The 22,810-nt window shown below is 53.3% G+C and carries 21 protein-coding genes and 2 tRNA genes; 19 read left to right on the forward strand and 4 right to left on the reverse strand.

Annotated features, from left to right (window positions below):
- Positions 1 to 22 precede the first annotated feature (22 nt).
- The 3 genes from pmrB to dacB are packed head-to-tail and all read right to left on the reverse strand — an operon-like array spanning position 23 to position 3,182.
- Complete coding sequence (pmrB, locus tag AFK62_RS02220) at positions 23 to 1,087, reverse strand: two-component system sensor histidine kinase PmrB (RefSeq protein ID WP_007673180.1); 1,065 nt, start codon at positions 1,085 to 1,087, stop codon at positions 23 to 25.
- Positions 1,084 to 1,746 carry a two-component system response regulator PmrA gene (gene pmrA / locus AFK62_RS02225; protein WP_007673177.1) on the reverse strand — a complete coding sequence of 221 codons (663 nt, stop codon included), beginning with the start codon at positions 1,744 to 1,746 and terminating at the stop codon, positions 1,084 to 1,086. The genes pmrB and pmrA overlap by 4 nt, the downstream gene beginning before the upstream one ends.
- 2 nt (positions 1,747 to 1,748) lie before the next feature.
- Positions 1,749 to 3,182 (reverse strand): serine-type D-Ala-D-Ala carboxypeptidase, encoded by a 1,434-nt coding sequence (gene dacB, locus AFK62_RS02230; RefSeq protein ID WP_032984434.1) that lies wholly within the window; start codon positions 3,180 to 3,182, stop codon positions 1,749 to 1,751.
- A gap of 247 nt (positions 3,183 to 3,429) precedes the next feature.
- Between dacB and greA the strand changes: the two genes are divergently transcribed.
- Complete coding sequence (gene greA / locus AFK62_RS02235; RefSeq protein ID WP_007673170.1) at positions 3,430 to 3,906, forward strand: transcription elongation factor GreA; 477 nt, start codon at positions 3,430 to 3,432, stop codon at positions 3,904 to 3,906.
- A gap of 221 nt (positions 3,907 to 4,127) precedes the next feature.
- Here greA and yhbY read toward each other — a convergent pair whose 3' ends face one another.
- The gene (yhbY, locus tag AFK62_RS02240; RefSeq protein WP_007673165.1) at positions 4,128 to 4,421 is read right to left on the reverse strand and encodes a ribosome assembly RNA-binding protein YhbY; all 294 of its coding nucleotides are present in this window, start codon (positions 4,419 to 4,421) and stop codon (positions 4,128 to 4,130) included.
- Positions 4,422 to 4,545: 124 nt separating this feature from the next.
- Between yhbY and rlmE the strand changes: the two genes are divergently transcribed.
- The 18 genes from rlmE (at position 4,546) to tnaC (ending at position 22,808) form a co-directional block, all read left to right on the forward strand.
- Positions 4,546 to 5,175, forward strand: coding sequence for a 23S rRNA (uridine(2552)-2'-O)-methyltransferase RlmE (rlmE, locus tag AFK62_RS02245; RefSeq protein WP_004385066.1), 630 nt, complete (start codon positions 4,546 to 4,548; stop codon positions 5,173 to 5,175).
- A gap of 56 nt (positions 5,176 to 5,231) precedes the next feature.
- The gene (ftsH, locus tag AFK62_RS02250) at positions 5,232 to 7,166 is read left to right on the forward strand and encodes an ATP-dependent zinc metalloprotease FtsH (RefSeq protein WP_032984433.1); all 1,935 of its coding nucleotides are present in this window, start codon (positions 5,232 to 5,234) and stop codon (positions 7,164 to 7,166) included.
- 90 nt (positions 7,167 to 7,256) lie between these two features.
- The gene (gene folP, locus AFK62_RS02255; protein ID WP_007673158.1) at positions 7,257 to 8,105 is read left to right on the forward strand and encodes a dihydropteroate synthase; all 849 of its coding nucleotides are present in this window, start codon (positions 7,257 to 7,259) and stop codon (positions 8,103 to 8,105) included.
- On the forward strand, positions 8,098 to 9,435 hold the full coding sequence (glmM, locus tag AFK62_RS02260) for a phosphoglucosamine mutase (RefSeq protein ID WP_007673156.1): 1,338 nt from the start codon (positions 8,098 to 8,100) through the stop codon (positions 9,433 to 9,435). The genes folP and glmM overlap by 8 nt, the downstream gene beginning before the upstream one ends.
- A 223-nt stretch (positions 9,436 to 9,658) precedes the next feature.
- Entirely contained in the window at positions 9,659 to 9,991 is a 333-nt protein-coding gene (secG, locus tag AFK62_RS02265; RefSeq protein WP_032984431.1) for a preprotein translocase subunit SecG, read from the forward strand.
- A gap of 42 nt (positions 9,992 to 10,033) precedes the next feature.
- Positions 10,034 to 10,120 (forward strand) — tRNA-Leu (locus AFK62_RS02270).
- A 59-nt stretch (positions 10,121 to 10,179) separates the two neighbouring features.
- Positions 10,180 to 10,256, forward strand: a tRNA-Met gene (locus AFK62_RS02275).
- A gap of 213 nt (positions 10,257 to 10,469) precedes the next feature.
- Positions 10,470 to 10,922: a ribosome maturation factor RimP gene (gene rimP / locus AFK62_RS02280; RefSeq protein ID WP_007673151.1), complete on the forward strand. Its 453-nt coding sequence runs from the start codon at positions 10,470 to 10,472 to the stop codon at positions 10,920 to 10,922.
- A 27-nt stretch (positions 10,923 to 10,949) separates the two neighbouring features.
- A complete protein-coding gene (gene nusA / locus AFK62_RS02285) occupies positions 10,950 to 12,437 on the forward strand; it encodes a transcription termination factor NusA (protein ID WP_007673149.1) in 1,488 nt (495 codons plus the stop codon).
- Positions 12,438 to 12,461: 24 nt separating this feature from the next.
- Positions 12,462 to 15,176 carry a translation initiation factor IF-2 gene (gene infB, locus AFK62_RS02290; protein ID WP_007673147.1) on the forward strand — a complete coding sequence of 905 codons (2,715 nt, stop codon included), beginning with the start codon at positions 12,462 to 12,464 and terminating at the stop codon, positions 15,174 to 15,176.
- A 136-nt stretch (positions 15,177 to 15,312) separates the two neighbouring features.
- Entirely contained in the window at positions 15,313 to 15,714 is a 402-nt protein-coding gene (rbfA, locus tag AFK62_RS02295; protein WP_007673146.1) for a 30S ribosome-binding factor RbfA, read from the forward strand.
- A complete protein-coding gene (truB, locus tag AFK62_RS02300; protein ID WP_007673143.1) occupies positions 15,714 to 16,658 on the forward strand; it encodes a tRNA pseudouridine(55) synthase TruB in 945 nt (314 codons plus the stop codon). Before rbfA ends, truB begins: the two co-directional genes overlap by 1 nt.
- A gap of 143 nt (positions 16,659 to 16,801) precedes the next feature.
- The gene (gene rpsO / locus AFK62_RS02305) at positions 16,802 to 17,071 is read left to right on the forward strand and encodes a 30S ribosomal protein S15 (protein ID WP_004385056.1); all 270 of its coding nucleotides are present in this window, start codon (positions 16,802 to 16,804) and stop codon (positions 17,069 to 17,071) included.
- Between the two features lie 244 nt (positions 17,072 to 17,315).
- Positions 17,316 to 19,451, forward strand: coding sequence for a polyribonucleotide nucleotidyltransferase (gene pnp, locus AFK62_RS02315; protein WP_032984430.1), 2,136 nt, complete (start codon positions 17,316 to 17,318; stop codon positions 19,449 to 19,451).
- A gap of 116 nt (positions 19,452 to 19,567) precedes the next feature.
- Entirely contained in the window at positions 19,568 to 20,452 is an 885-nt protein-coding gene (nlpI, locus tag AFK62_RS02320) for a lipoprotein NlpI (protein WP_007673135.1), read from the forward strand.
- Between the two features lie 107 nt (positions 20,453 to 20,559).
- Positions 20,560 to 20,640, forward strand: a complete 81-nt coding sequence (gene yrbN, locus AFK62_RS22035; RefSeq protein ID WP_097563900.1) for a protein YrbN — start codon at positions 20,560 to 20,562, stop codon at positions 20,638 to 20,640.
- Positions 20,633 to 22,546, forward strand: coding sequence for a DEAD/DEAH family ATP-dependent RNA helicase (locus AFK62_RS02325; RefSeq protein ID WP_007673132.1), 1,914 nt, complete (start codon positions 20,633 to 20,635; stop codon positions 22,544 to 22,546). The genes yrbN and AFK62_RS02325 overlap by 8 nt, the downstream gene beginning before the upstream one ends.
- A gap of 163 nt (positions 22,547 to 22,709) precedes the next feature.
- Positions 22,710 to 22,808 carry a tryptophanase leader peptide gene (gene tnaC / locus AFK62_RS20740; protein WP_071884221.1) on the forward strand — a complete coding sequence of 33 codons (99 nt, stop codon included), beginning with the start codon at positions 22,710 to 22,712 and terminating at the stop codon, positions 22,806 to 22,808.
- Positions 22,809 to 22,810: the final 2 nt, after the last annotated feature.

Consider the following 22,810-nt stretch of genomic DNA (forward strand, 5'->3'; position numbering starts at 1 on the left):
ATCTCTTTGCGAGGTGGCTTTTTTATTGTTGATTAATGGTCTCCGGCAACCAGCATGAGGCCGCCAACCCGCCTTCCGGTGCGTCATTCAGTATTAACCGACCGCGATGCAGATGCACGATACGCTGCACAATGCTGAGTCCCAGGCCGCTGCCGCCATAACGCTGATCCAACCGGCGAAAAGGCTCTGTTATTGCCTGACGCTGTTCTTTTGCTATTCCCGGCCCTTGGTCAATAACGCTCAGGCTGCTGCCATCCTGCTCCGGTATCAGTTGCACGACAATACGGCTTTTCTCAGGACTGTACCGGGAAGCATTTTCTACCAGGTTGCGCAGCATAAGACGCAGCAAGACCGCATCACCCTGAACATGTTGCGCCAGCTCGCCGACGGGCCAGATGATATGTTGTTCGCGTTGCTCCACCAGTTCATCCATCTCACTACGCAGTGGGGCAATGATATCTTCATACCAACGCAGCGTTTCATAGTGACCACTGGCCAGCGCCTGACCGGCACGCGACAGCATCAGTAATTGCTCGACGGTATGCATCAGTCTGTCGATGCGTGCCAGAAGCGGCGCGGCCTGAGTAACGCCCGATTGCTCCATTAGCTCCAGATGAAGCCGGATGCCGGCAAGCGGCGTGCGTAACTCGTGCGCGGCATCGGCCGTAAACAGACGCTCCTGCTGAATGGTATGGTCGAGGCGTGAGAAAAGCTGGTTGAGCGAAAGTGTAACCGCGCTTATCTCCTCCATTGCTGAATCAATGGGGACAGGGGACAGATTATCTGCAGAGCGGTTAGCGAGTGTGTGGCTCAGCAGACTGAGCGGCCGCGTAATCCAGGTCACCGCCCAGAAAGAAAAAAAGAGGGTAAACCCGACCATTACCAGCGAAGGGACCAGCAGCGAAGCGATCGCCTCGCGGATCTCTTTTTCGACATGGTTCGTACGGGATTTCGCCGACAGCGTTTCGTTGACCAGGAAACTGATCTGCTCGCGGCTTTCATGCCACAACCAGATAACACTAATGAGCTGAAAGAAAAGAAGAATAAGCGCCAGCATCAGCATTAGCCGACGGCGCATGCTGTTCATGGCTGGCGCTCCAGTCGGTAACCGACACCACGTACGGTACGGATGCGTGTTTTACCAAGCTTGCGGCGCAAATTATGAATATGGACTTCAAGCGTATTGGAACTCGGATCGTCCTGCCAGCTGTAGATATCCTGCTGCAGCGTTTCGCGGTGAACGGTCTGATCGATGCGCATCATCAGACGGGTTAATAACGCAAACTCTTTAGGCGTGACTTCTACCGGCTGGCCCTGCAATAAAACCTGCTGCGTTTGCAGATTGAGGGTAATGTCGTCGTGCTGCAGAAGATTATCGCTATGTCCCTGATAGCGACGGATCAGTGCCCGTACGCGCGCGTTCAGTTCCGCCAGTGCAAAAGGTTTAACCAGATAATCATCTGCACCGGCGTCAAGACCGTTCACGCGATCCGCCAGCGCGTCACGCGCGGTCAGAATCAGTACCGGTGTACTGATGCCGCTGCGACGCCACTGGCTTAACAGTGTTGCGCCATCTTTATCAGGCAGGCCTAAGTCGAGGATAATCAAGCTATATTCGCCGCTCTGAAGCAGCGCATCGCCCTGTGCCGCGCTGGCGGCGCAATCCAGCGCATAGCCCTCGTTACCGAGCGCCAGCGCCAGTCCTTCCTGTAGCAGCAAATCATCTTCGACTATCAGCAGTTTCATCGTTAGTTATTCTGGTAAAGGTCGCGATAGAGCCTGCTCTCAAAGCGTACCAGCGGAATGCGGCGGTTGCGCTGATCCGCAGGCTCTACGGCGTAGCCGGAAAGATACTGAACGAATGCCATGCGTTGCCCGCTGGCCGTAGTAATAAAGCCCGCCAGGTTATAAACCCCTTGTAGCGAGCCGGTTTTGGCGGAAACTTTGCCATCTACGCCCGCTTCATGCAGACCTGCCCGGTATAGCAGCGAGCCATCGTGCCCTGCAAGCGGAAGCATAGAGATAAAATTCAGCTGGCTGTCGTTGCGCGCAATGTACTGCAGCACCTGCATCATGGTGGCGGGCGCTATCAGATTATGGCGCGACAGGCCAGAACCATCCACCACGATTGTATTGCCTAAATCTACGCCTGCTTTTTGACGCAGGATTTGGCGAACGGCATCCGCGCCGGCACGCCAGGTGCCTGGTACGCCATAGAAGTTACGACCGATGGTACGGAATACCGTGTCGGCAATCATATTGTCGGACTTTTTAAGCATCACGCGCAGAAGGTCATGCAGCGGAGGCGACTGGCGGCTGGCGATAATTGTGCCCGGCTCGTTCGGCTGCGTCTGGCGCAGCAGCGTGCCATTGTAAGTGATGCCCGCTTGTTTGAGTTCCGCTTTGAGAATAGCCCCTGCGTAACCTGCGCCGTCCTGAATCGCGAAGGCCAGCGGTAGCGGATCGGCGCGCTGCGTCATGCAGCCTGTTAGCGTGTAGCGATTGAGGTCGCCTGTCACCACATCCAGCTCGCAATACTGCGCTTCCGAGGAGCCTCGCGGCAGGGTTTTCACCTGGCTGTAGACGTTAACCGGATAATAAGAGGCGATACGCACAAAAGCGGGCTCGCCCGCTTGTGGCGCGCTGTAGAGCGAGACGGAAAAACAGTTACGATCAACAATGGCCGCTGAAGGCGGCGCGCTAAAGCACTGGGTCATGTCGTTCCACGGCCAACCGGGCGCTTTATCGTGGCTCGCAAAGGCAGAAGTGTCGATCAGCACGTTTCCCTTTATTTGCTGAACGCCTGCTTTTTTTAGCGCCGTAACCATATTGCGCATATCCTGACGCTTGAAGGTTGGGTCGCCAGTGAAGCGTGCGATTAAATCGCCGTCCAGCACGCCGTCCCGCACGTCGCCACGGCTTTCAAGTGTCGTGGTGAAGCGGTAGTCCGGCCCGAGCTGCAACAGCGCGGCCAGTGCCGTAATCACTTTCTGTGTACTGGCAGGCAGCGCCATCTGCTGGCTGTGAAAATCAATCTCAGGGGAGCTGGCTCCGACTTTTTGCACCATCAGAGCGAGATTCGCGCCGGCGGGTAACTGATTGATATACTCTTCGACATTGGCGGCACTGGCATTCAGGGCTACACTGGTGGTCAATCCGACAGCAAATCTGGAAAATCGCATAATCTCGCGGTAACAGCTGGAAACGTGCCGTCATACTAAGGCGCATCGCCCTGCAAAGTAAACGATGACCCTTCGGGAACTTCAGGGTAAAATGCGTATCAAATTGAAAAATCGTTCCTGACCTGGGGCTTTGTCTCCGGGTCAGTTTTCTTTTGTTTGCCATCCGGGGCTGGAAGGCTTTCCGGGCTGGCGTGCAGCCGGAGCGGGCTGTGAACCGTTCTTAACAGGACAGTGAGAGGTATAACAAATGCAACCTATTCCGATGACCTTACGTGGCGCTGATAAATTACGCGAAGAGCTGGACTTCCTGAAATCCGTGCGTCGCCCGGAAATCATTGCCGCTATCGCCGAAGCCCGCGAGCATGGCGATCTGAAAGAGAATGCGGAATACCATGCCGCTCGCGAGCAGCAGGGTTTCTGCGAAGGGCGTATTAAAGATATCGAAGCGAAACTTTCGAACGCGCAAGTGATTGATATCACCAAAATGCCCAATAACGGCCGCGTTATTTTCGGCTCCACCGTCACGGTGTTGAATCTCGATACCGATGAAGAGCTGACGTATCGCATCGTCGGTGACGATGAAGCAGATTTTAAACAGAATCTTATCTCTGTGAACTCGCCGATTGCACGTGGGTTGGTAGGTAAGGAACTGGATGACGTGGTGGCGATTAACACCCCGGGCGGTGTGGTTGAATTTGAAATTATCAAAGTCGATTATCTTTAAACCCTGCCTCTGAACGGAAGTTTTTTTCGATATGCGGCGCGTCTTGCAGACGGATTTGCCTACCAGTACCGTGAGGTTTTATCGAAATGACAACCATACCGTTCAGTTTGTAAAGAAAGGAAAAAGGCCGCTAAGCGGCCTTTTATCAACAAACGGAGCGTGGCATTTTGCACCCCTGCCTGTAGTTTGCGACTTCTGCGATCGCTCGCAGAGCCCACAACTTAGCGGGGCAGCGAAATTTTACGTTCCTTTGACGGGCGGTAGAGCACCAGCGTTTTCCCGATGACCTGTACATTACAGGCGCCGGTTTCACGCACGATGGCATCCACAATCAGGGTCTTAGTTTCGCGGTCTTCAGAGGCGATCTTCACCTTGATTAACTCATGGTGCTCAAGCGCTTGTTCAATCTCGGCCAGTACCCCTTCGGTCAAACCATTACTGCCAAGCATAACCACCGGCTTGAGCGGATGGGCCAGACCTTTCAGGTGCTGTTTTTGTTTAGTACTCAGATTCATCGTATTTTTTGCTTACGTTGGGATTGAAAACGGGTCATTCTACCGCCATCTCCCAATTATCGCCAAATGGCAAAACGTGGGTTTTTGAGCCTGCGGCTCACGATGAACCCGGATGGAATGTGAAATGACAGGTAAAAAGCGTTCTGCCAGCTCCAGTCGCTGGCTTCAGGAACACTTTAGCGATAAATATGTTCAACAGGCGCAGAAAAAAGGGTTACGTTCCCGTGCCTGGTTTAAACTTGATGAAATACAGCAAAGTGACAAGATTTTTAAACCGGGGATGACAGTCGTCGATCTTGGCGCGGCGCCCGGTGGTTGGTCACAGTATGTCGTCACGCAAATTGGAGGCGCGGGCCGTATTATCGCTTGCGATCTTTTACCAATGGATCCTATCGTTGGTGTGGACTTCCTTCAGGGCGACTTTCGTGATGAATTAGTTATGAAAGCGTTACTGGAACGCGTGGGTGACAGTAAAGTACAGGTTGTCATGTCAGATATGGCACCAAACATGAGCGGGACTCCAGCTGTAGATATTCCCCGCGCCATGTATCTGGTGGAACTGGCGCTCGAGATGTGTCGAGATGTGCTGGCACCGGGCGGTAGTTTTGTTGTGAAGGTGTTTCAGGGCGAAGGTTTCGATGAATACCTGCGGGAAATTCGCTCCCTGTTTACGAAGGTGAAAGTTCGTAAACCGGACTCTTCTCGTGCCCGTTCACGTGAAGTGTACATTGTAGCGACCGGGCGCAAACTATAGTACCCTGACGCTGTTTGTTAACACAGTTGTAATATGAGGTTAATCCCTTGAGTGACATGGCGAAAAACCTAATACTCTGGCTGGTCATCGCAGTTGTGCTGATGTCAGTATTCCAGAGCTTTGGGCCCAGCGAGTCGAGTGGCCGTAGGGTGGATTACTCTACCTTCCTGCAAGAAGTTAACCAGGACCAGGTTCGCGAAGCGCGTATCAACGGACGTGAAATCAACGTTACCAAGAAAGATAGTAACCGATACACGACTTACATTCCCGTAAACGATCCCAAACTCCTTGATAACCTGCTGACTAAAAACGTAAAAGTAGTTGGTGAGCCGCCTGAAGAACAGAGCCTGCTGGCCACTATCTTCATTTCGTGGTTCCCGATGCTGTTGCTGATTGGGGTCTGGATATTCTTTATGCGTCAGATGCAGGGCGGCGGTGGCAAAGGTGCCATGTCGTTCGGTAAAAGCAAAGCACGCATGCTGACGGAAGATCAGATTAAAACCACTTTTGCTGACGTGGCAGGTTGCGACGAAGCGAAAGAAGAAGTGGGCGAGCTGGTGGAATACCTGCGCGAACCGAGCCGTTTCCAGAAGCTGGGCGGTAAAATTCCGAAAGGTGTTTTAATGGTCGGCCCGCCGGGTACCGGTAAAACGCTGCTGGCAAAAGCCATCGCAGGCGAAGCGAAAGTACCGTTCTTTACTATTTCCGGTTCTGACTTCGTAGAAATGTTCGTGGGTGTGGGTGCGTCCCGTGTTCGCGATATGTTTGAACAGGCTAAAAAAGCGGCACCTTGCATCATCTTTATCGATGAAATCGATGCCGTTGGCCGCCAGCGTGGCGCTGGTCTTGGCGGTGGTCATGATGAACGTGAGCAGACGCTAAACCAGATGCTGGTTGAAATGGACGGGTTTGAAGGTAACGAAGGCATTATTGTCATCGCGGCGACTAACCGTCCTGACGTACTGGATCCTGCGCTACTGCGTCCCGGTCGTTTCGACCGTCAGGTTGTGGTTGGCCTGCCAGATGTACGTGGCCGTGAGCAGATCCTGAAAGTGCACATGCGACGTGTACCGCTGGCGCCGGATATCGACGCGGCAATTATCGCGCGCGGTACGCCGGGCTTCTCGGGCGCTGACCTTGCGAACCTGGTGAACGAAGCGGCGCTGTTCGCCGCACGCGGGAACCGTCGCGTGGTATCAATGGTTGAGTTCGAAAAAGCGAAAGACAAAATCATGATGGGCGCGGAACGCCGTTCCATGGTCATGACCGAAGCGCAGAAAGAATCCACCGCTTACCATGAAGCGGGCCATGCGATTATCGGCCGTCTGGTGCCTGAGCACGATCCGGTACATAAAGTAACGATTATTCCGCGCGGTCGCGCGCTGGGCGTAACGTTCTTCCTGCCTGAAGGTGATGCTATCAGCGCCAGCCGTCAGAAGCTGGAGAGCCAGATTTCTACGCTATACGGCGGTCGTCTGGCAGAAGAAATTATTTACGGACCAGAGCATGTTTCCACGGGTGCGTCTAACGACATTAAAGTGGCGACGAACCTGGCGCGTAATATGGTGACTCAGTGGGGCTTCTCCGACAAACTCGGTCCGCTACTGTATGCGGAAGAAGAAGGTGAAGTATTCCTGGGCCGCAGCGTGGCGAAAGCCAAGCATATGTCAGACGAAACGGCGCGTATTATCGATCAGGAAGTTAAGTCCCTTATCGAACGTAACTACAATCGCGCTCGTCAGATTCTGAACGATAACATGGACATCTTGCATGCCATGAAAGATGCGCTGATGAAATATGAAACCATCGACGCGCCGCAAATCGACGATCTGATGGCTCGCCGTGATGTTCGCCCGCCAGCTGGCTGGGAAGATCCGGGTGCTAACAATAACTCTGACAGCAATGGCACCCCGCGTGCGCCGCGTCCGGTCGATGAACCGCGTACGCCGAACCCGGGTAACACCATGTCTGAGCAGTTCGGTGATAAATAATTGCTGACTGTAGTACCGCTGCCTTAATTAAAACCCCGGCTTGTCCGGGGTTTTCTGTTTTCGTTCATTCAAGTTCATAAGGGAATGGCAATGAAACTCTTCGCTCAGGGCACAATGCTCGAACTCTCGCACCCACATGTGATGGGGATCCTGAATGTCACGCCTGATTCATTCTCCGATGGTGGCCAACACAACACGCTTACAGAGGCCGTGAAACATGCCAATGCAATGATTAACGCGGGTGCGACAATCATTGACGTGGGAGGGGAGTCAACGCGCCCGGGAGCCGCAGAAGTGAGCGTAGATGAGGAGCTTTCACGCGTCGTGCCGGTTGTTGAAGCGCTGGCGCAACGGTTCGAAGTATGGGTTTCCGTCGATACGTCAAAAGCTGAGGTGATTCGTGAGTCGGCGCGAGCCGGGGCGCATATCATTAACGATATCCGCTCGTTGACTGAACCCGGGGCGCTGGAGGCTGCGGCACAAACCGGATTGCCGGTTTGTCTGATGCATATGCAGGGCCAGCCTAAAACGATGCAGCAGGCGCCGCACTATGATGATGTGTTTACCGATGTCATGCGCTTTTTCGAACAGCATATTGCGCGTTGTGAGGCGGCAGGCATAACAAAAGAGAAAATCATACTCGACCCGGGATTCGGTTTCGGTAAAAATCTGACCCACAATTATCAGCTTCTTGCCCGGCTTTCAGAATTTCACCGTTTCGGAATGCCTTTGTTGGTGGGAATGTCGCGTAAATCGATGATTGGACAATTACTTAATGTTGGGCCCGACCAGCGCCTGCCGGGTAGTCTCGCTTGTGCAGTCACGGCGGCGATGCAGGGCGCGCAAATTATGCGGGTTCACGACGTCAAAGAAACCGTCGAAGCGATGCGCGTAGTGGAAGCAACTCTTTCAGCGAAGGATAAAAAATACTATGAGTAACCGTAAATATTTTGGGACCGACGGTATTCGCGGCCGCGTAGGCGATGCACCCATTACCCCTGATTTTGTCCTTAAGCTTGGCTGGGCGGCAGGTAAGGTGCTGGCAAGACACGGGTCGCGTAAGGTTATCATCGGTAAAGATACCCGTATTTCCGGTTATATGCTGGAATCCGCACTTGAAGCAGGCCTTGCCGCAGCTGGTCTTTCAGCATTGTTTACCGGCCCGATGCCGACGCCTGCTGTCGCATACCTGACGCGTACCTTTCGCGCAGAAGCTGGGATTGTTATCTCAGCGTCCCATAACCCCTTTTACGATAACGGCATCAAATTCTTCTCAATTGAGGGCACTAAGCTGCCGGATGAAGTTGAAGAAGCGATTGAGGCGGAGCTGGAAAAAGAGATTAACTGCGTTGATTCTGCGGAGCTGGGTAAAGCAAACCGTATTGTGGACGCTGCAGGCCGTTATATTGAATTTTGTAAAGGCACCTTCCCGAATGAACTTAGCCTTAACAGCCTGAAAATAGTCGTGGATTGCGCGAACGGCGCCACTTACCACATTGCGCCGAACGTGCTGCGTGAACTCGGCGCGCGGGTTATCACCATCGGGTGCGAGCCGGACGGCCTGAACATCAATGAAAAATGTGGTGCGACCGACGTACGAATGCTGCAGGAACGCGTGGTGGCGGAAAAAGCCGACTTAGGGATCGCCTTTGACGGTGACGGCGACCGCGTGATTATGGTCGACCATGAAGGCAATAAAGTAGATGGCGACCAAATTCTTTATATTATTGCGCGCGAAGGCCTGCGTCAGGGGCAGTTACGTGGCGGCGCGGTCGGTACGCTAATGAGCAATATGGGGCTTGAGGTTGCACTAAAACAGCTCGGTATTCCCTTTGCACGAGCCAAGGTAGGCGACCGTTATGTCCTCGAAAAAATGCAAGAAAAAGGGTGGCGCATTGGTGCGGAAAACTCCGGGCACGTCATTCTGTTAGATAAAACGACGACCGGTGACGGCATTGTGGCCGCGCTGCAGGTTTTAACGGCAATTGCGCGTAATCACATGAGTCTGCACGATCTATGCAGTGGTATGAAGCTGTTTCCGCAGATTCTTGTCAACGTGCGCTTTACCCCGGGGAGTGGCGATCCGCTGGAACATGCGTCGGTAAAAACAATTACTGAAGAGGTTGAACAGGCGTTGGGTAAACGCGGGCGCGTATTGCTGCGTAAATCTGGTACCGAGCCGCTCATTCGCGTCATGGTAGAAGGCGAGGACGAAGCGCAGGTGACGGCTTTTGCACACCGTATCGCGGATGCAGTGAAAGCCGTTTAATTACGCCATCGTTTAAAAAGGCGGCGAAAGTCGCCTTTAAAATCGCCACCTTAGTCTTATTTGCCGTTTTTTTCCGCAGTCAGCATTATCAGATAAAATTGCACTTGCGTGCAGTGGTCGGTTTCGTTAGTATTCACACCCGCTTCAGTAGGGAATGACAAATGCCCTGCTTTATTGGTTTGAAGCAATTGGCTGCGGTAACCCCGCAAGGAACAGGTTGATTATGTACGAAGCTCTTTTGGTAGTTTTCCTTATTGTAGCGTTAGGCCTTGTTGGTCTTATCATGCTGCAGCAAGGTAAAGGCGCTGATATGGGAGCCTCCTTTGGTGCAGGCGCTTCTGCTACGCTGTTTGGTTCAGGTGGTTCTGGTAACTTCATGACCCGTATGACAGCTGTGTTGGCAACCCTGTTCTTCATTATCAGCTTGGTTCTGGGTAACATTAACAGCAATAAAACCAATAAAGGAAGTGAGTGGGAGAATCTGACTGCGCCAGCTAAAACTGAGCAGACTCAGCCCGCAGCGCCGGCTAAGCCGACCAGCGATATCCCGCGATAATTTGTCAGCTTCGCGTAGTAAACAGAAACTGCGCACTATAGTGCCGAGGTGGTGGAATTGGTAGACACGCTACCTTGAGGTGGTAGTGCCCGATTGGGCTTACGGGTTCAAGTCCCGTCCTCGGTACCAAATCCCAGCAAAACTTGCAATTTTGACGTTTAAGGCGTAGTATTTGCCACGTTTTCGGACGCGGGGTGGAGCAGCCTGGTAGCTCGTCGGGCTCATAACCCGAAGGTCGTCGGTTCAAATCCGGCCCCCGCAACCACTTTCCCTGAGAGTTGTTTTTCAAATATACTGTGAAGTGCAGCGAATGCCTTCCTGATCTTTTTTGAAAGAAAATTCCCTGGAAGGTGTTCCGGACCGCGCATCGCGGTTTACAGGGTTCAGTTATTAAAAGCCCCGATTTATCGGGGTTTTTTGTTATCTGGCTAAAGAATAACTGGGCTTTATGCCCTTTTTTTATGTCCTGGGGGTGGGCTTGTCCACATTAGAGCAAAAATTAACAGAGATGATTACGGCACCGGTGGAAGCGCTGGGCTACGAACTCGTCGGCATCGAATTCATTCGCGGTCGCACATCGACGCTGCGCATCTATATTGATAGTGAAGATGGCATCACTGTTGACGATTGTGCTGATGTCAGCCACCAGGTTAGTGCCGTTCTTGATGTCGAAGACCCAGTCACGGTGGCTTATAACCTGGAAGTCTCCTCGCCTGGCCTCGACCGTCCTCTCTTCACTGCCGAACATTATGCACGCTACACTGGCGAAGAGGTGACGCTGGTACTGCGTATGGCGGTACAGAATCGTCGTAAGTGGCAGGGGATCATTAAAGCCGTTGATGGCGAGATGATTACCGTTGCAGTTGACGGCAAAGATGAAGTGTTCGCACTGAGCAACATTCAGAAAGCGAACCTGGTACCCCAATTTTAACAGTCTGGATTGAGGCGAAGGCCCCTGATGAATAAAGAAATTTTGGCTGTTGTCGAAGCAGTTTCCAACGAAAAAGCGGTTCCGCGCGAGAAAATCTTTGAAGCGCTGGAAAGCGCGCTGGCTACGGCAACTAAGAAAAAATATGAACAAGAGATCGATGTTCGCGTGAGCATCGACCGTAAAAGCGGTGATTTCGATACGTTCCGCCGCTGGGTTATTGTCGAAGAAGTCACCCAGCCGACCCGTGAAATCACCCTTGAAGCGGCACGTTTCGAAGATCCGAGCCTGAACGTTGGCGAATACGTTGAAGATCAGATCGAATCCGTAACGTTTGACCGCATCACGACGCAGACCGCCAAACAGGTCATCGTACAGAAAGTTCGTGAAGCGGAACGCGCAATGGTTGTTGACCAGTTCCGTGAGCATGAAGGTGAGATAATCACTGGCGTGGTGAAAAAAGTTAACCGCGAAAACATTACGCTTGACCTCGGCAGTAATGCTGAAGCGGTCATTCTGCGTGAAGATATGTTGCCGCGTGAAAACTTCCGTCCGGGCGACCGCATACGCGGCGTACTGTATGCCGTCCGCCCTGAAGCGCGCGGTGCTCAGCTGTTCGTGACCCGTGCCAAACCGGAGATGCTGATTGAGCTGTTCCGCATCGAAGTGCCGGAAATTGGCGAAGAAGTGATCGAAATTAAAGCTGCCGCTCGCGATCCGGGCTCACGCGCTAAAATCGCAGTGAAAACCAATGATAAGCGTATCGACCCGGTCGGTGCTTGTGTTGGTATGCGCGGCGCGCGCGTTCAGGCCGTTTCAACTGAGCTTGGCGGCGAGCGTATCGATATCGTATTGTGGGATGATAATCCGGCGCAGTTCGTTATCAACGCTATGGCGCCGGCTGATGTCGCGTCTATTGTGGTGGATGAAGATAAACACACCATGGATATCGCCGTCGAAGCGGGCAATCTGGCACAGGCCATCGGCCGTAATGGTCAGAACGTGCGTCTTGCTTCACAGCTGAGTGGCTGGGAACTCAACGTCATGACCGTTGAAGACCTGCAGGCCAAGCATCAGGCTGAAGCGCACGCCGCTATCGATACTTTCACTAAGTATCTCGACATTGATGAAGAGTTTGCCACGGTTCTGGTAGAAGAAGGCTTCTCAACGCTCGAAGAACTGGCCTACGTGCCAATGAAAGAGCTGCTGGAAATCGACGGCCTGGATGAGTCGACCGTGGAAGCATTACGTGAACGCGCTAAGAATGCGCTCACCACCCTGGCGCTGGCTCAGGAAGAGAGCCTCGGCGACAACAAGCCTGCTGACGATCTGCTTAACCTTGAAGGTATGGATCGTTCTCTGGCTTACAAGCTCGCTGCTCTCGGTGTGTGTACGCTTGATGACCTCGCCGATCAAGGCGTGGACGACCTCGCGGATATCGAAGGGTTGACCGATGAAAAAGCCGGTGAGCTTATCATGGCCGCTCGTAACATCCGCTGGTTTAGCGATGAAGCGTAATAAACTGTAGCAGGAAGGAACAGCATGACTGATGTAACCGTAAAAGCGCTGGCCGCAGAGATTCAGACCTCCGTGGACCGCCTGGTACAGCAATTCGCTGATGCAGGGATCCCGAAGTCCGCTGAAGACTCTGTGACGGCACAAGAGAAACAAACCTTACTGGCGCACCTGAACCGCGAACATGGTTCAGGGCCAGATAAGTTGACTTTACAGCGCAAAACGCGCAGTACTTTAAATATTCAGGGTACCGGCGGTAAAAGTAAGTCGGTACAGATCGAAGTCCGCAAGAAACGCACCTTTGTAAAACGTGATCCGCAAGAGGCAGAGCGTCTCGCCGCGGAAGAACAGGCGAAGCGTGAGGCGGAAGAGCAGGCCCGTCGTGAAGCAGAGGAAGCTGCCAAGCGAGAGGCAGAGGAAAAAGCCAAACGTGAAGCCGGAGATAAGGCTAAACGCGAAGCTGAAGAACAAGCTAAACGCGAAGCCGCTGATAAAGCGAAACGTGAAGCTGCGGAAACGAGCAAAGTGAGCAATCAACAAACTGACGAAGTGAGCAAAGCTGCTCAGGCGGAAAAAGCCCGCCGCGAAGCTGAAGCCCTTGAACTTAAGCGCAAGGCCGAAGAAGAAGCGCGTCGCAAGCTGGAAGAAAATGCCCGTCGCGTTGCAGAAGAAGCCCGTCGTATGGCTGAAGAAAATGCCCCCGGTTGGGAAAGCGGCAGCGTAGAGGAATCTGAAGACAGCAGCGACTACCATGTCACTACTTCTCAGCACGCGCGTCAGGCAGAAGATGACAGCGATCGCGAAGTAGAAGGCGGCCGTGGCCGTGCGCGTCCGGCGAAAGTCGCCCGCCAGAAGAAGAGCAACAAGCATTCCGAATCCAAAGCGGATCGTGAAGAAGCTCGCGCAGCCGTTCGCGGCGGCAAAGGCGGCAAACAGCGTAAAGGTAGCTCCCTGCAGCAGGGCTTCAACAAGCCAGCTCAGGCTGTTAACCGTGACGTTGTTATCGGTGAAACCATCACCGTCGCTGAACTTGCTAACAAGATGGCGGTAAAAGGCTCTCAGGTTATCAAGGCGATGATGAAGCTTGGTGCGATGGCGACGATCAACCAGGTTATCGATCAGGAAACCGCACAGCTGGTTGCCGAAGAGATGGGCCACAAAGTTATCCTGCGTCGTGAGAACGAGCTGGAAGAAGCGGTAATGAGCGACCGTGATATGGGCGCCCAGTCAGAGTCACGCGCGCCGGTTGTGACCATCATGGGTCACGTCGACCACGGTAAAACCTCTCTGCTGGACTATATCCGCTCCACGAAAGTGGCTTCGGGCGAAGCGGGCGGTATTACTCAGCATATCGGTGCGTATCACGTACAGACCGATAACGGCATGATCACTTTCCTTGATACCCCGGGCCACGCCGCGTTTACCGCAATGCGTGCACGTGGTGCGCAGGCGACGGATATCGTGGTTCTGGTTGTTGCTGCAGACGATGGCGTGATGCCGCAGACTGTAGAAGCTATCCAGCACGCGAAAGCGGCGAAAGTGCCGGTTGTTGTCGCAGTTAACAAAATCGATAAGCCTGATGCCGATCCGGATCGTGTTAAAAACGAACTGTCTCAATATGGCATCATCCCGGAAGAGTGGGGCGGCGAATCCCAGTTCGTCCACGTTTCTGCGAAAGCGGGTACCGGTATCGATGAACTGCTGGATGCTATCCTGCTCCAGTCTGAAGTTCTGGAACTGAAAGCCGTGCGTAAAGGTATGGCGACCGGTGTCGTTATCGAATCTTTCCTGGATAAAGGTCGTGGTCCGGTTGCTACCGTTCTGGTTCGCGAAGGTACGCTTAACAAAGGCGATATCGTTCTGTGTGGCTTTGAATATGGCCGTGTGCGCGCTATGCGCAACGAACTGAACCAGGAAGTCCAGGAAGCAGGTCCGTCCATTCCTGTTGAGATTCTGGGTCTTTCCGGTGTGCCTGCGGCCGGTGACGAAGTGACTGTCGTTCGTGACGAGAAGAAAGCGCGTGAAGTTGCGCTTTATCGTCAGGGCAAGTTCCGCGAAGTGAAACTGGCGCGTCAGCAGAAATCCAAACTCGAGAACATGTTCGCGAACATGACCGAGGGCGAAGTCCACGAAGTGAACATCGTGCTGAAAGCCGACGTACAGGGTTCTGTAGAAGCTATCTCCGACTCCTTGCTGAAACTCTCCACCGACGAAGTGAAGGTGAAGATTGTGGGCTCGGGCGTAGGTGGTATCACCGAAACCGACGCTACGCTGGCAGCTGCTTCCAACGCCATTCTGGTTGGCTTTAACGTTCGTGCCGACGCTTCTGCGCGCCGTGTTATTGAAGCGGAAAGCCTGGATCTGCGTTACTACTCCGTCATCTATAATCTGATCGACGAAGTGAAAGCGGCCATGAGCGGCATGCTGTCGCCTGAGCTGAAACAGCAGATCATTGGTCTTGCCGAAGTGCGTGACGTGTTCAAATCGCCGAAATTTGGCGCGATTGCGGGCTGTATGGTTACCGAAGGCACGATTAAACGTCACAACCCGATCCGTGTCCTGCGCGACAACGTGGTTATCTATGAAGGCGAGCTGGAATCCCTGCGCCGCTTCAAAGATGACGTTAACGAAGTCCGTAACGGCATGGAATGTGGTATCGGCGTGAAGAACTACAACGACGTTCGCGTTGGCGATATGATCGAAGTGTTCGAAATCATCGAGATCCAGCGCAGCATCGACTAATCCGTAAAAGCCTGGCGCCGTAGCGGTATGCCGGGCATGGATTCAGTGCACATTTGTAGGCCGGGTTAGCGAAGCGCCACCCGGTATGAATATTCAAAAGGGGCTAATAGCCCCTTTTTTGTCTGGAGAATTTATTATGGCGAAAGAATTCGGTCGCCCTCAGCGTGTTGCGCAGGAGATGCAAAAAGAGATTGCTATCATTCTGCAGCGCGAAATCAAAGATCCGCGCGTTGGGCTAATGACCACCGTATCGGGCGTAGAAGTTTCCCGCGATCTGGCGTATGCCAAAGTGTTCGTGACATTTCTGAACGATAAAGACGACGCGGCTATCAAAGCCGGTATCAAAGCGCTACAGGACGCCTCAGGTTTTATCCGTTCCCTGCTCGGTAAAGCGATGCGTCTGCGCATCGTGCCGGAACTGACCTTCTTCTACGATAACTCTCTGGTAGAAGGCATGCGCATGTCTAACCTGGTCAGCAGCGTAGTGAAACACGACGAAGAGCGTCGCGTTAATCCGGACGACGACAAGGAGGAATAATGAGTCGTCCTCGTCGTCGCGGTCGCGATGTGCATGGCGTGTTGCTGCTGGATAAGCCGCAGGGGCTTTCTTCCAACGATGCGCTGCAAAAAGTAAAACGTCTCTATAACGCAAATCGTGCTGGACACACCGGCGCGCTGGATCCGCTGGCGACCGGCATGCTGCCGATTTGTCTTGGCGAAGCGACTAAGTTTTCACAATATTTGCTTGATTCTGACAAGCGATATCGCGTCATTGCTCGTCTGGGCCAGCGCACCGACACTTCTGATGCCGATGGTACGGTGGTAGAAGAACGGCCCGTTACATTCAGTCCTCAGGATTTACAGGATGCGCTGGAGTGCTTTCGTGGCGACACGCTGCAAATACCAACGATGTTCTCAGCACTGAAATATCAGGGTAAACCGCTATATGAATACGCGCGTCAGGGTATTGAAGTGCCGCGTGAAGCGCGTCCGATCACTGTTTATGAGCTGCTGTTTATTCGTCATGAAGGCAATGAGCTGGAACTGGAAGTGCATTGCTCGAAAGGCACTTATATCCGTACCATCATTGATGACTTAGGCGAAAAACTTGGCTGTGGCGCGCATGTAACGTATCTGCGCCGTCTGACGGTCAGCAAATATCCTCTAGAGCGAATGGTGACGCTTGAGCAGTTGAATACGCTGCTTGAAGAAGCGCAACAGAAGGCGATTGCCCCCTCTGATTTGCTCGACCCGTTGTTAATGCCGATGGACAGTCCCGCGTCGGACTATCCGCTGGTCAACTTACCCTTAACGTCGTCCGTTTACTTCAAAAACGGCAATCCGGTGCGCACCAGCGATGCGCCGTCTGAAGGTCTCGTTCGCGTGACGGAAGGCGACACAGAAAAGTTTATCGGTATGGGCGAAATTGACAGCGAAGGTCGCGTCGCGCCCCGTCGACTGGTGGTGGAGTATCCGGTTTAACGCATGTCGTTACCTTGCGATAACAGGCTGCGACAGGTAGAATATTGCGGCTTAACACTACGCCCTTCATTTTAATGCAGGCGTAGCCCCGGGTGGCTGAATTAGAGATCGGCACCCTTATTTTTTATTAACTGGAGTTGAAAATGTCTCTAAGCGTTGAAGCTAAAGCTAAAATCGTTTCTGAGTTTGGTCGTGGTGAGAACGACAGTGGTTCTACCGAAGTTCAGGTTGCACTGCTGACTGCGCAGATCAACCACCTGCAGGGCCACTTCGCAGAGCACAAAAAAGATCACCACAGCCGTCGTGGTCTGCTGCGTATGGTTTCTCAGCGTCGTAAACTGCTCGACTACCTGAAACGTAAAGATGTAGCACGCTACACTGCGCTGATCGAGCGCCTGGGTCTGCGTCGCTAATCACTGCGAGTTTCAGAAAAGGGGGCCTTTACGGCCCCTTTTTTCGACCAGGCGGCAGCAATTGCGAGTAAACTCATGTATTGTTGCTGAGTATGATCTTCGTTGCAGAGGTTCGCGCGGCTAATGAGAGGCTTTATCCGCATAAGCGGGTTAAGGTTGTCATTAGTCGCGAGGATGCAAAGAAGGTCGGGTACTGTCAGCACGGCTTTGGGCGTGCTGTTCTTCATTTAGAAAGGGTATAATTTTGCTTAATCCGATCGTCCGCAAATTTCAGTATGGTCAACATACTGTCACTCTTGAAACCGGTATGATGGCTCGTCAGGCCACTGCTGCCGTAATGGTAAGCATGGATGACACTGCGGTATTCGTTACCGTAGTCGGCGCTAAAAAAGCGAAGCCAGGCCAGGACTTCTTCCCGCTGACCGTCAACTATCAGGAGCGTACTTACGCTGCTGGCCGTATTCCTGGCGGCTTCTTCCGTCGTGAAGGCCGTCCGAGCGAAGGCGAAACGCTGATCGCGCGTCTGATTGACCGCCCGGTGCGTCCGCTGTTCCCTGAAGGCTTCGTTAACGAAGTTCAGGTTATCGCAACTGTCGTTTCGGTAAACCCGCAAGTTAACCCGGATATCGTCGCGATGATTGGTGCCTCTGCGGCGCTGTCTCTGTCTGGTATCCCGTTCAACGGTCCGATCGGCTCCGCGCGTGTTGGTTACATCAACGATCAGTATGTACTGAACCCGACCCAGGAAGAGCTGAAATCAAGCCGCCTGGACCTGGTTGTTGCTGGTACAGAAAGCGCTGTGCTGATGGTGGAATCTGAAGCTGAATTGCTGAGCGAAGATCAGATGCTGGGCGCGGTCGTGTTTGGTCACGAACAACAGCAGATTGTTATCCAGAATATCAACGATCTCGTTAAAGAAGCGGGCAAGCCGCGCTGGGACTGGCAGCCAGAAGCCGCGAACGAAGCGCTGAACGCGCGCGTGAAAGCGCTGGCTGAATCTCGTCTGAGCGACGCGTACCGCATTACGGACAAACAAGAACGTTATAGCCAGATCGACGCTATCAAAGCGGACGTTATCTCCGCACTGCAGGCTGAGCAGGCCGAAGGCGACGCGCTTGACGAAAACGAACTGGGCGACATTCTGCACGCTATTGAAAAGAACGTTGTTCGTTCTCGCGTGCTGTCTGGCGAACCACGTATTGATGGTCGTGAAAAAGATATGATTCGTGGCCTGGATGTGCGCACTGGCGTACTGCCGCGTACTCACGGTTCCGCGCTGTTTACCCGCGGTGAAACTCAGGCGCTGGTTACTGCGACCCTTGGCACCGAGCGCGACGCGCAGAACATCGACGAACTGATGGGCGAGCGTACTGATCGTTTCCTGTTCCACTACAACTTCCCTCCGTACTCTGTCGGCGAAACCGGCATGGTAGGGTCTCCGAAGCGTCGTGAAATTGGTCATGGTCGTCTGGCGAAACGTGGCGTTCTGGCTGTTATGCCTGCCGCTGACCGTTTCCCGTACACTGTCCGCGTTGTATCCGAGATCACTGAATCCAATGGTTCATCTTCCATGGCTTCCGTGTGCGGCGCTTCTCTGGCGCTGATGGATGCAGGTGTGCCGATCAAAGCCGCTGTCGCAGGTATCGCGATGGGCCTGGTAAAAGAAGGCGAAAACTTTGTTGTTCTGTCCGATATTCTGGGTGACGAAGACCACCTGGGCGATATGGACTTCAAAGTAGCGGGTTCCCGCGAAGGTATCACTGCGCTGCAGATGGATATCAAAATTGAAGGTATCACCAAAGAAATCATGCAGGTGGCACTGAACCAGGCTAAGGGCGCGCGTCTGCACATCCTGGGCGTGATGGAACAGGCTATCAATGCACCGCGTGGCGATATCTCTCAGTTCGCACCGCGTATCCATACCATTAAGATCAGCCCGGACAAGATCAAGGACGTGATCGGTAAAGGCGGCTCAGTGATTCGTGCGCTGACCGAGGAAACCGGCACTACCATTGAGATCGAAGATGACGGCACGGTAAAAATTGCCGCGACCGACGGCGAAAAAGCGAAACATGCTATTCGTCGTATCGAAGAGATCACGGCTGAAATCGAAGTGGGTCGTATCTACAATGGTAAAGTAACGCGTATCGTTGATTTCGGTGCTTTCGTTGCTATCGGCGGCGGTAAAGAAGGTCTGGTGCATATTTCTCAGATCGCTGATAAGCGTGTAGAGAAAGTCACCGACTACCTGCAGATGGGTCAGGAAGTGCCTGTTAAGGTACTGGAAGTTGACCGTCAGGGCCGTGTACGCCTGAGCATCAAAGAAGCGACCGAGCAGACTCAGGAAGCAGCAGCCCCTGCTGCGCCGGAAGCCGAGTAAGGTTTGCCCTTTAGCTCTCCGTGGTGACACGGAGAGCCAGTTGTTACGGGGCAGGATGCCCCGTTTGCAGCCGGGGGACAGGACGTTCATCCAATAGTTGTCTTCGGGAGTGGGAAATGAAGCCTTTATTGCGCTGGTGTTTCGTTGCGACAGCACTCACGCTGGCAGGATGCAGCAACTCTGCCTGGCGTAAGAGCGAGGTCCTGGCGGTGCCATTGCAACCGGCCTTGCAGCAAGAAGTGATCCTCGCACGCATGGAGCAGATCCTCGCAAGTCGGGCTTTAACCGATGATGAACGCGCACAGCTTTTATATGAGCGCGGAGTGTTGTATGATAGTCTTGGTTTGCGGGCACTGGCGCGAAATGATTTTTCACAAGCGCTGGCTATCCGCCCCGATATGCCTGAAGTATTCAATTACTTAGGCATTTATTTAACGCAGGCAGGCAATTTTGATGCTGCCTATGAAGCGTTTGATTCTGTACTAGAGCTTGATCCAACTTACAACTACGCGCATTTAAATCGCGGTATCGCCCTCTACTACGGTGGACGTTACCGATTAGCGCAAGATGATCTGCTAGCGTTTTATCACGACGATCCCAATGATCCTTTCCGTAGTCTGTGGCTCTTCCTTGCTGAAAGCAAACTGGATGAGAAACAGGCCAAAGCGGCCTTGCAAGAACGCTTTGAGAAATCGGACAAAGAACAGTGGGGATGGAACATTGTCGAATTCTGGCTGGGTGACATTAGCGAAAAAACGTTAATGGAACGCCTGAAGTCAGACGCAACGGATAACACCTCGCTCGCTGAGCATCTCAGTGAAACCAACTTCTATTTAGGTAAGTACTACCTAAGTCTGGGGGATAAGGACAGCGCCACGGCACTGTTCAAATTAGCGGTTGCTAACAACGTACACAACTTCGTTGAGCACCGTTATGCATTGTTGGAATTAGCGCTCTTGGGCCAGGAGCAAGATGACCTGGCAGAATCGGACCAGCAATAGCTGACGAACTTTTCAGCCCACGGATTTTTTTATTAAAGTCATCACCTTAACCGGTGAGGGCTTGTTTGTTCGTCAATCCACATACTTTGAGCCGGTTCACACTTTTAATGAAAATTGCAGAAAATTTTCACGATGAGTTATGTAGACTGGCCGCCATTAATTCTGAGGCACTCGTACTACATGGCTGAATTCGAAACCACTTTTACTGATCTGGGGCTGAAGGCTCCTATCCTTGAAGCCCTTAACGATCTGGGTTACGAAAAACCATCTCCAATCCAGGCAGAATGTATTCCGCATCTGCTGGCTGGTCGTGACGTTCTGGGTATGGCCCAGACTGGTAGCGGCAAAACCGCAGCGTTCTCTCTGCCGCTGCTTCACAACATTGATGAAACACTGCGCGCACCGCAGATTCTGGTGCTGGCACCGACCCGCGAACTGGCGGTTCAGGTTGCTGAAGCAATGACTGATTTCTCTAAACATATGCATGGCGTAAACGTTGTAGCCCTTTACGGCGGTCAACGTTATGACGTGCAGCTGCGCGCACTGCGCCAGGGCCCGCAGATTGTGGTCGGTACGCCGGGCCGTCTGCTGGATCACCTCAAACGTGGCACGCTGGATCTTTCTAACCTGAAGGGTCTGGTACTGGACGAAGCCGATGAAATGCTGCGTATGGGCTTCATCGAAGACGTTGAAACTATCATGGCGCAGATCCCGGCTGAACATCAGACCGCGCTCTTCTCCGCGACCATGCCGGAAGCGATTCGTCGCATCACCCGCCGCTTTATGAAAGAGCCGCAGGAAGTGCGCATCCAGTCCAGCGTTACCACTCGCCCGGACATTAGCCAGAGCTACTGGTCTGTCTACGGCATGCGTAAAAACGAAGCGCTGGTGCGTTTCCTGGAAGCCGAAGACTTTGACGCAGCGATTATCTTCGTGCGCACTAAAAACGCGACCCTGGAAGTAGCTGAAGCGCTGGAGCGCAGCGGTTACAACAGCGCTGCGCTGAACGGTGACATGAACCAGGCGCTGCGTGAGCAGACCCTGGAACGTCTGAAAGACGGTCGTCTGGATATCCTGATTGCAACTGACGTTGCGGCACGTGGCCTGGACGTTGAACGTATCAGCCTCGTGGTGAACTACGACATCCCGATGGATTCCGAGTCTTACGTTCACCGTATCGGCCGTACCGGTCGTGCGGGTCGCGCGGGTCGCGCACTGCTGTTCGTTGAGAACCGCGAGCGTCGTCTGCTGCGTAACATCGAACGCACCATGAAGCTGACTATCCCGGAAGTAGAACTGCCGAACGCAGAACTGCTGGGTAAACGTCGTCTGGAAAAATTCGCAGCGAAAGTTCAGCAGCAGCTGGAAAGTAGCGATCTGGATCAATACCGTGCGCTGCTGACCAAGCTTCAGCCGGAAGGCGAGCTGGATGTTGAAACGCTGGCTGCCGCGCTGCTGAAAATGGCGCAGGGCGAACGTCCGCTGATCCTGCCACCGGATGCACCGATGCGTCCGAAGCGTGAATTCCGCGATCGCGACGATCGTTTCGAGCGCCGTGGTGACCGCAATGAGCGTGGTCCGCGCAGCGACCGTAACGGCGGTGAAGAACGTCCGCGTCGTGAGCGTCGTGACGCAGGCGACATGGAGCTGTACCGCATTGAAGTGGGCCGTGATGATGGCGTTGAAGTGCGTCACATCGTGGGTGCTATCGCCAACGAAGGCGATATCAGCAGCCGTTACATTGGTAACATCAAGCTGTTTGCCTCCCACTCCACCATTGAGCTGCCGAAAGGCATGCCGACCGAAGTGCTGCAACACTTCACCCGCACGCGTATTCTGAACAAGCCGATGAATATGCAGCTGATGGGTGATGCTCAGCCGCGCGGCGATCGTCGTCCTGGTGGCGGTGGCGGCCGTGGTTTTGGTGGTGAGCGCCGTGAAGGTGGTCGTGCTGCTGAAGGCCGTGGCGAAGGTCGTCGTTTTAGCGGCGAACGTCGTGAAGGCGGTCGTAGCTTCGGTGGCGAACGTCGTGAAGGTGGCCGTGGCCCGCGTCGTGATGATGCGACCAGTCGTCGTCGCGCCAGCGACGCGTAAGCACAACGAGTCTGATAAAAGCCCCGACATTGTCGGGGCTTTTTTATGGGGGTAATAAACCAAAAGGTTTTCTTCTGTAATTGTTCTTTTGTGGAATCAGTCACGGATAAATATCTATTTATGGATATTTTTAACAGACCTGTCACCCGCAGAGGACGATGTAATGAATGTGTTGTCTCTGTCGTATCATCTCATTCAGCGAGGCGGTTTAAACGCCTGGTATAATCTCGATCACCGCATTTCTAACGATTTCCCACGTTAATT

The organism is Cronobacter condimenti 1330 (assembly GCF_001277255.1).
In the GTDB taxonomy this organism is placed as follows: domain Bacteria; phylum Pseudomonadota; class Gammaproteobacteria; order Enterobacterales; family Enterobacteriaceae; genus Cronobacter; species Cronobacter condimenti.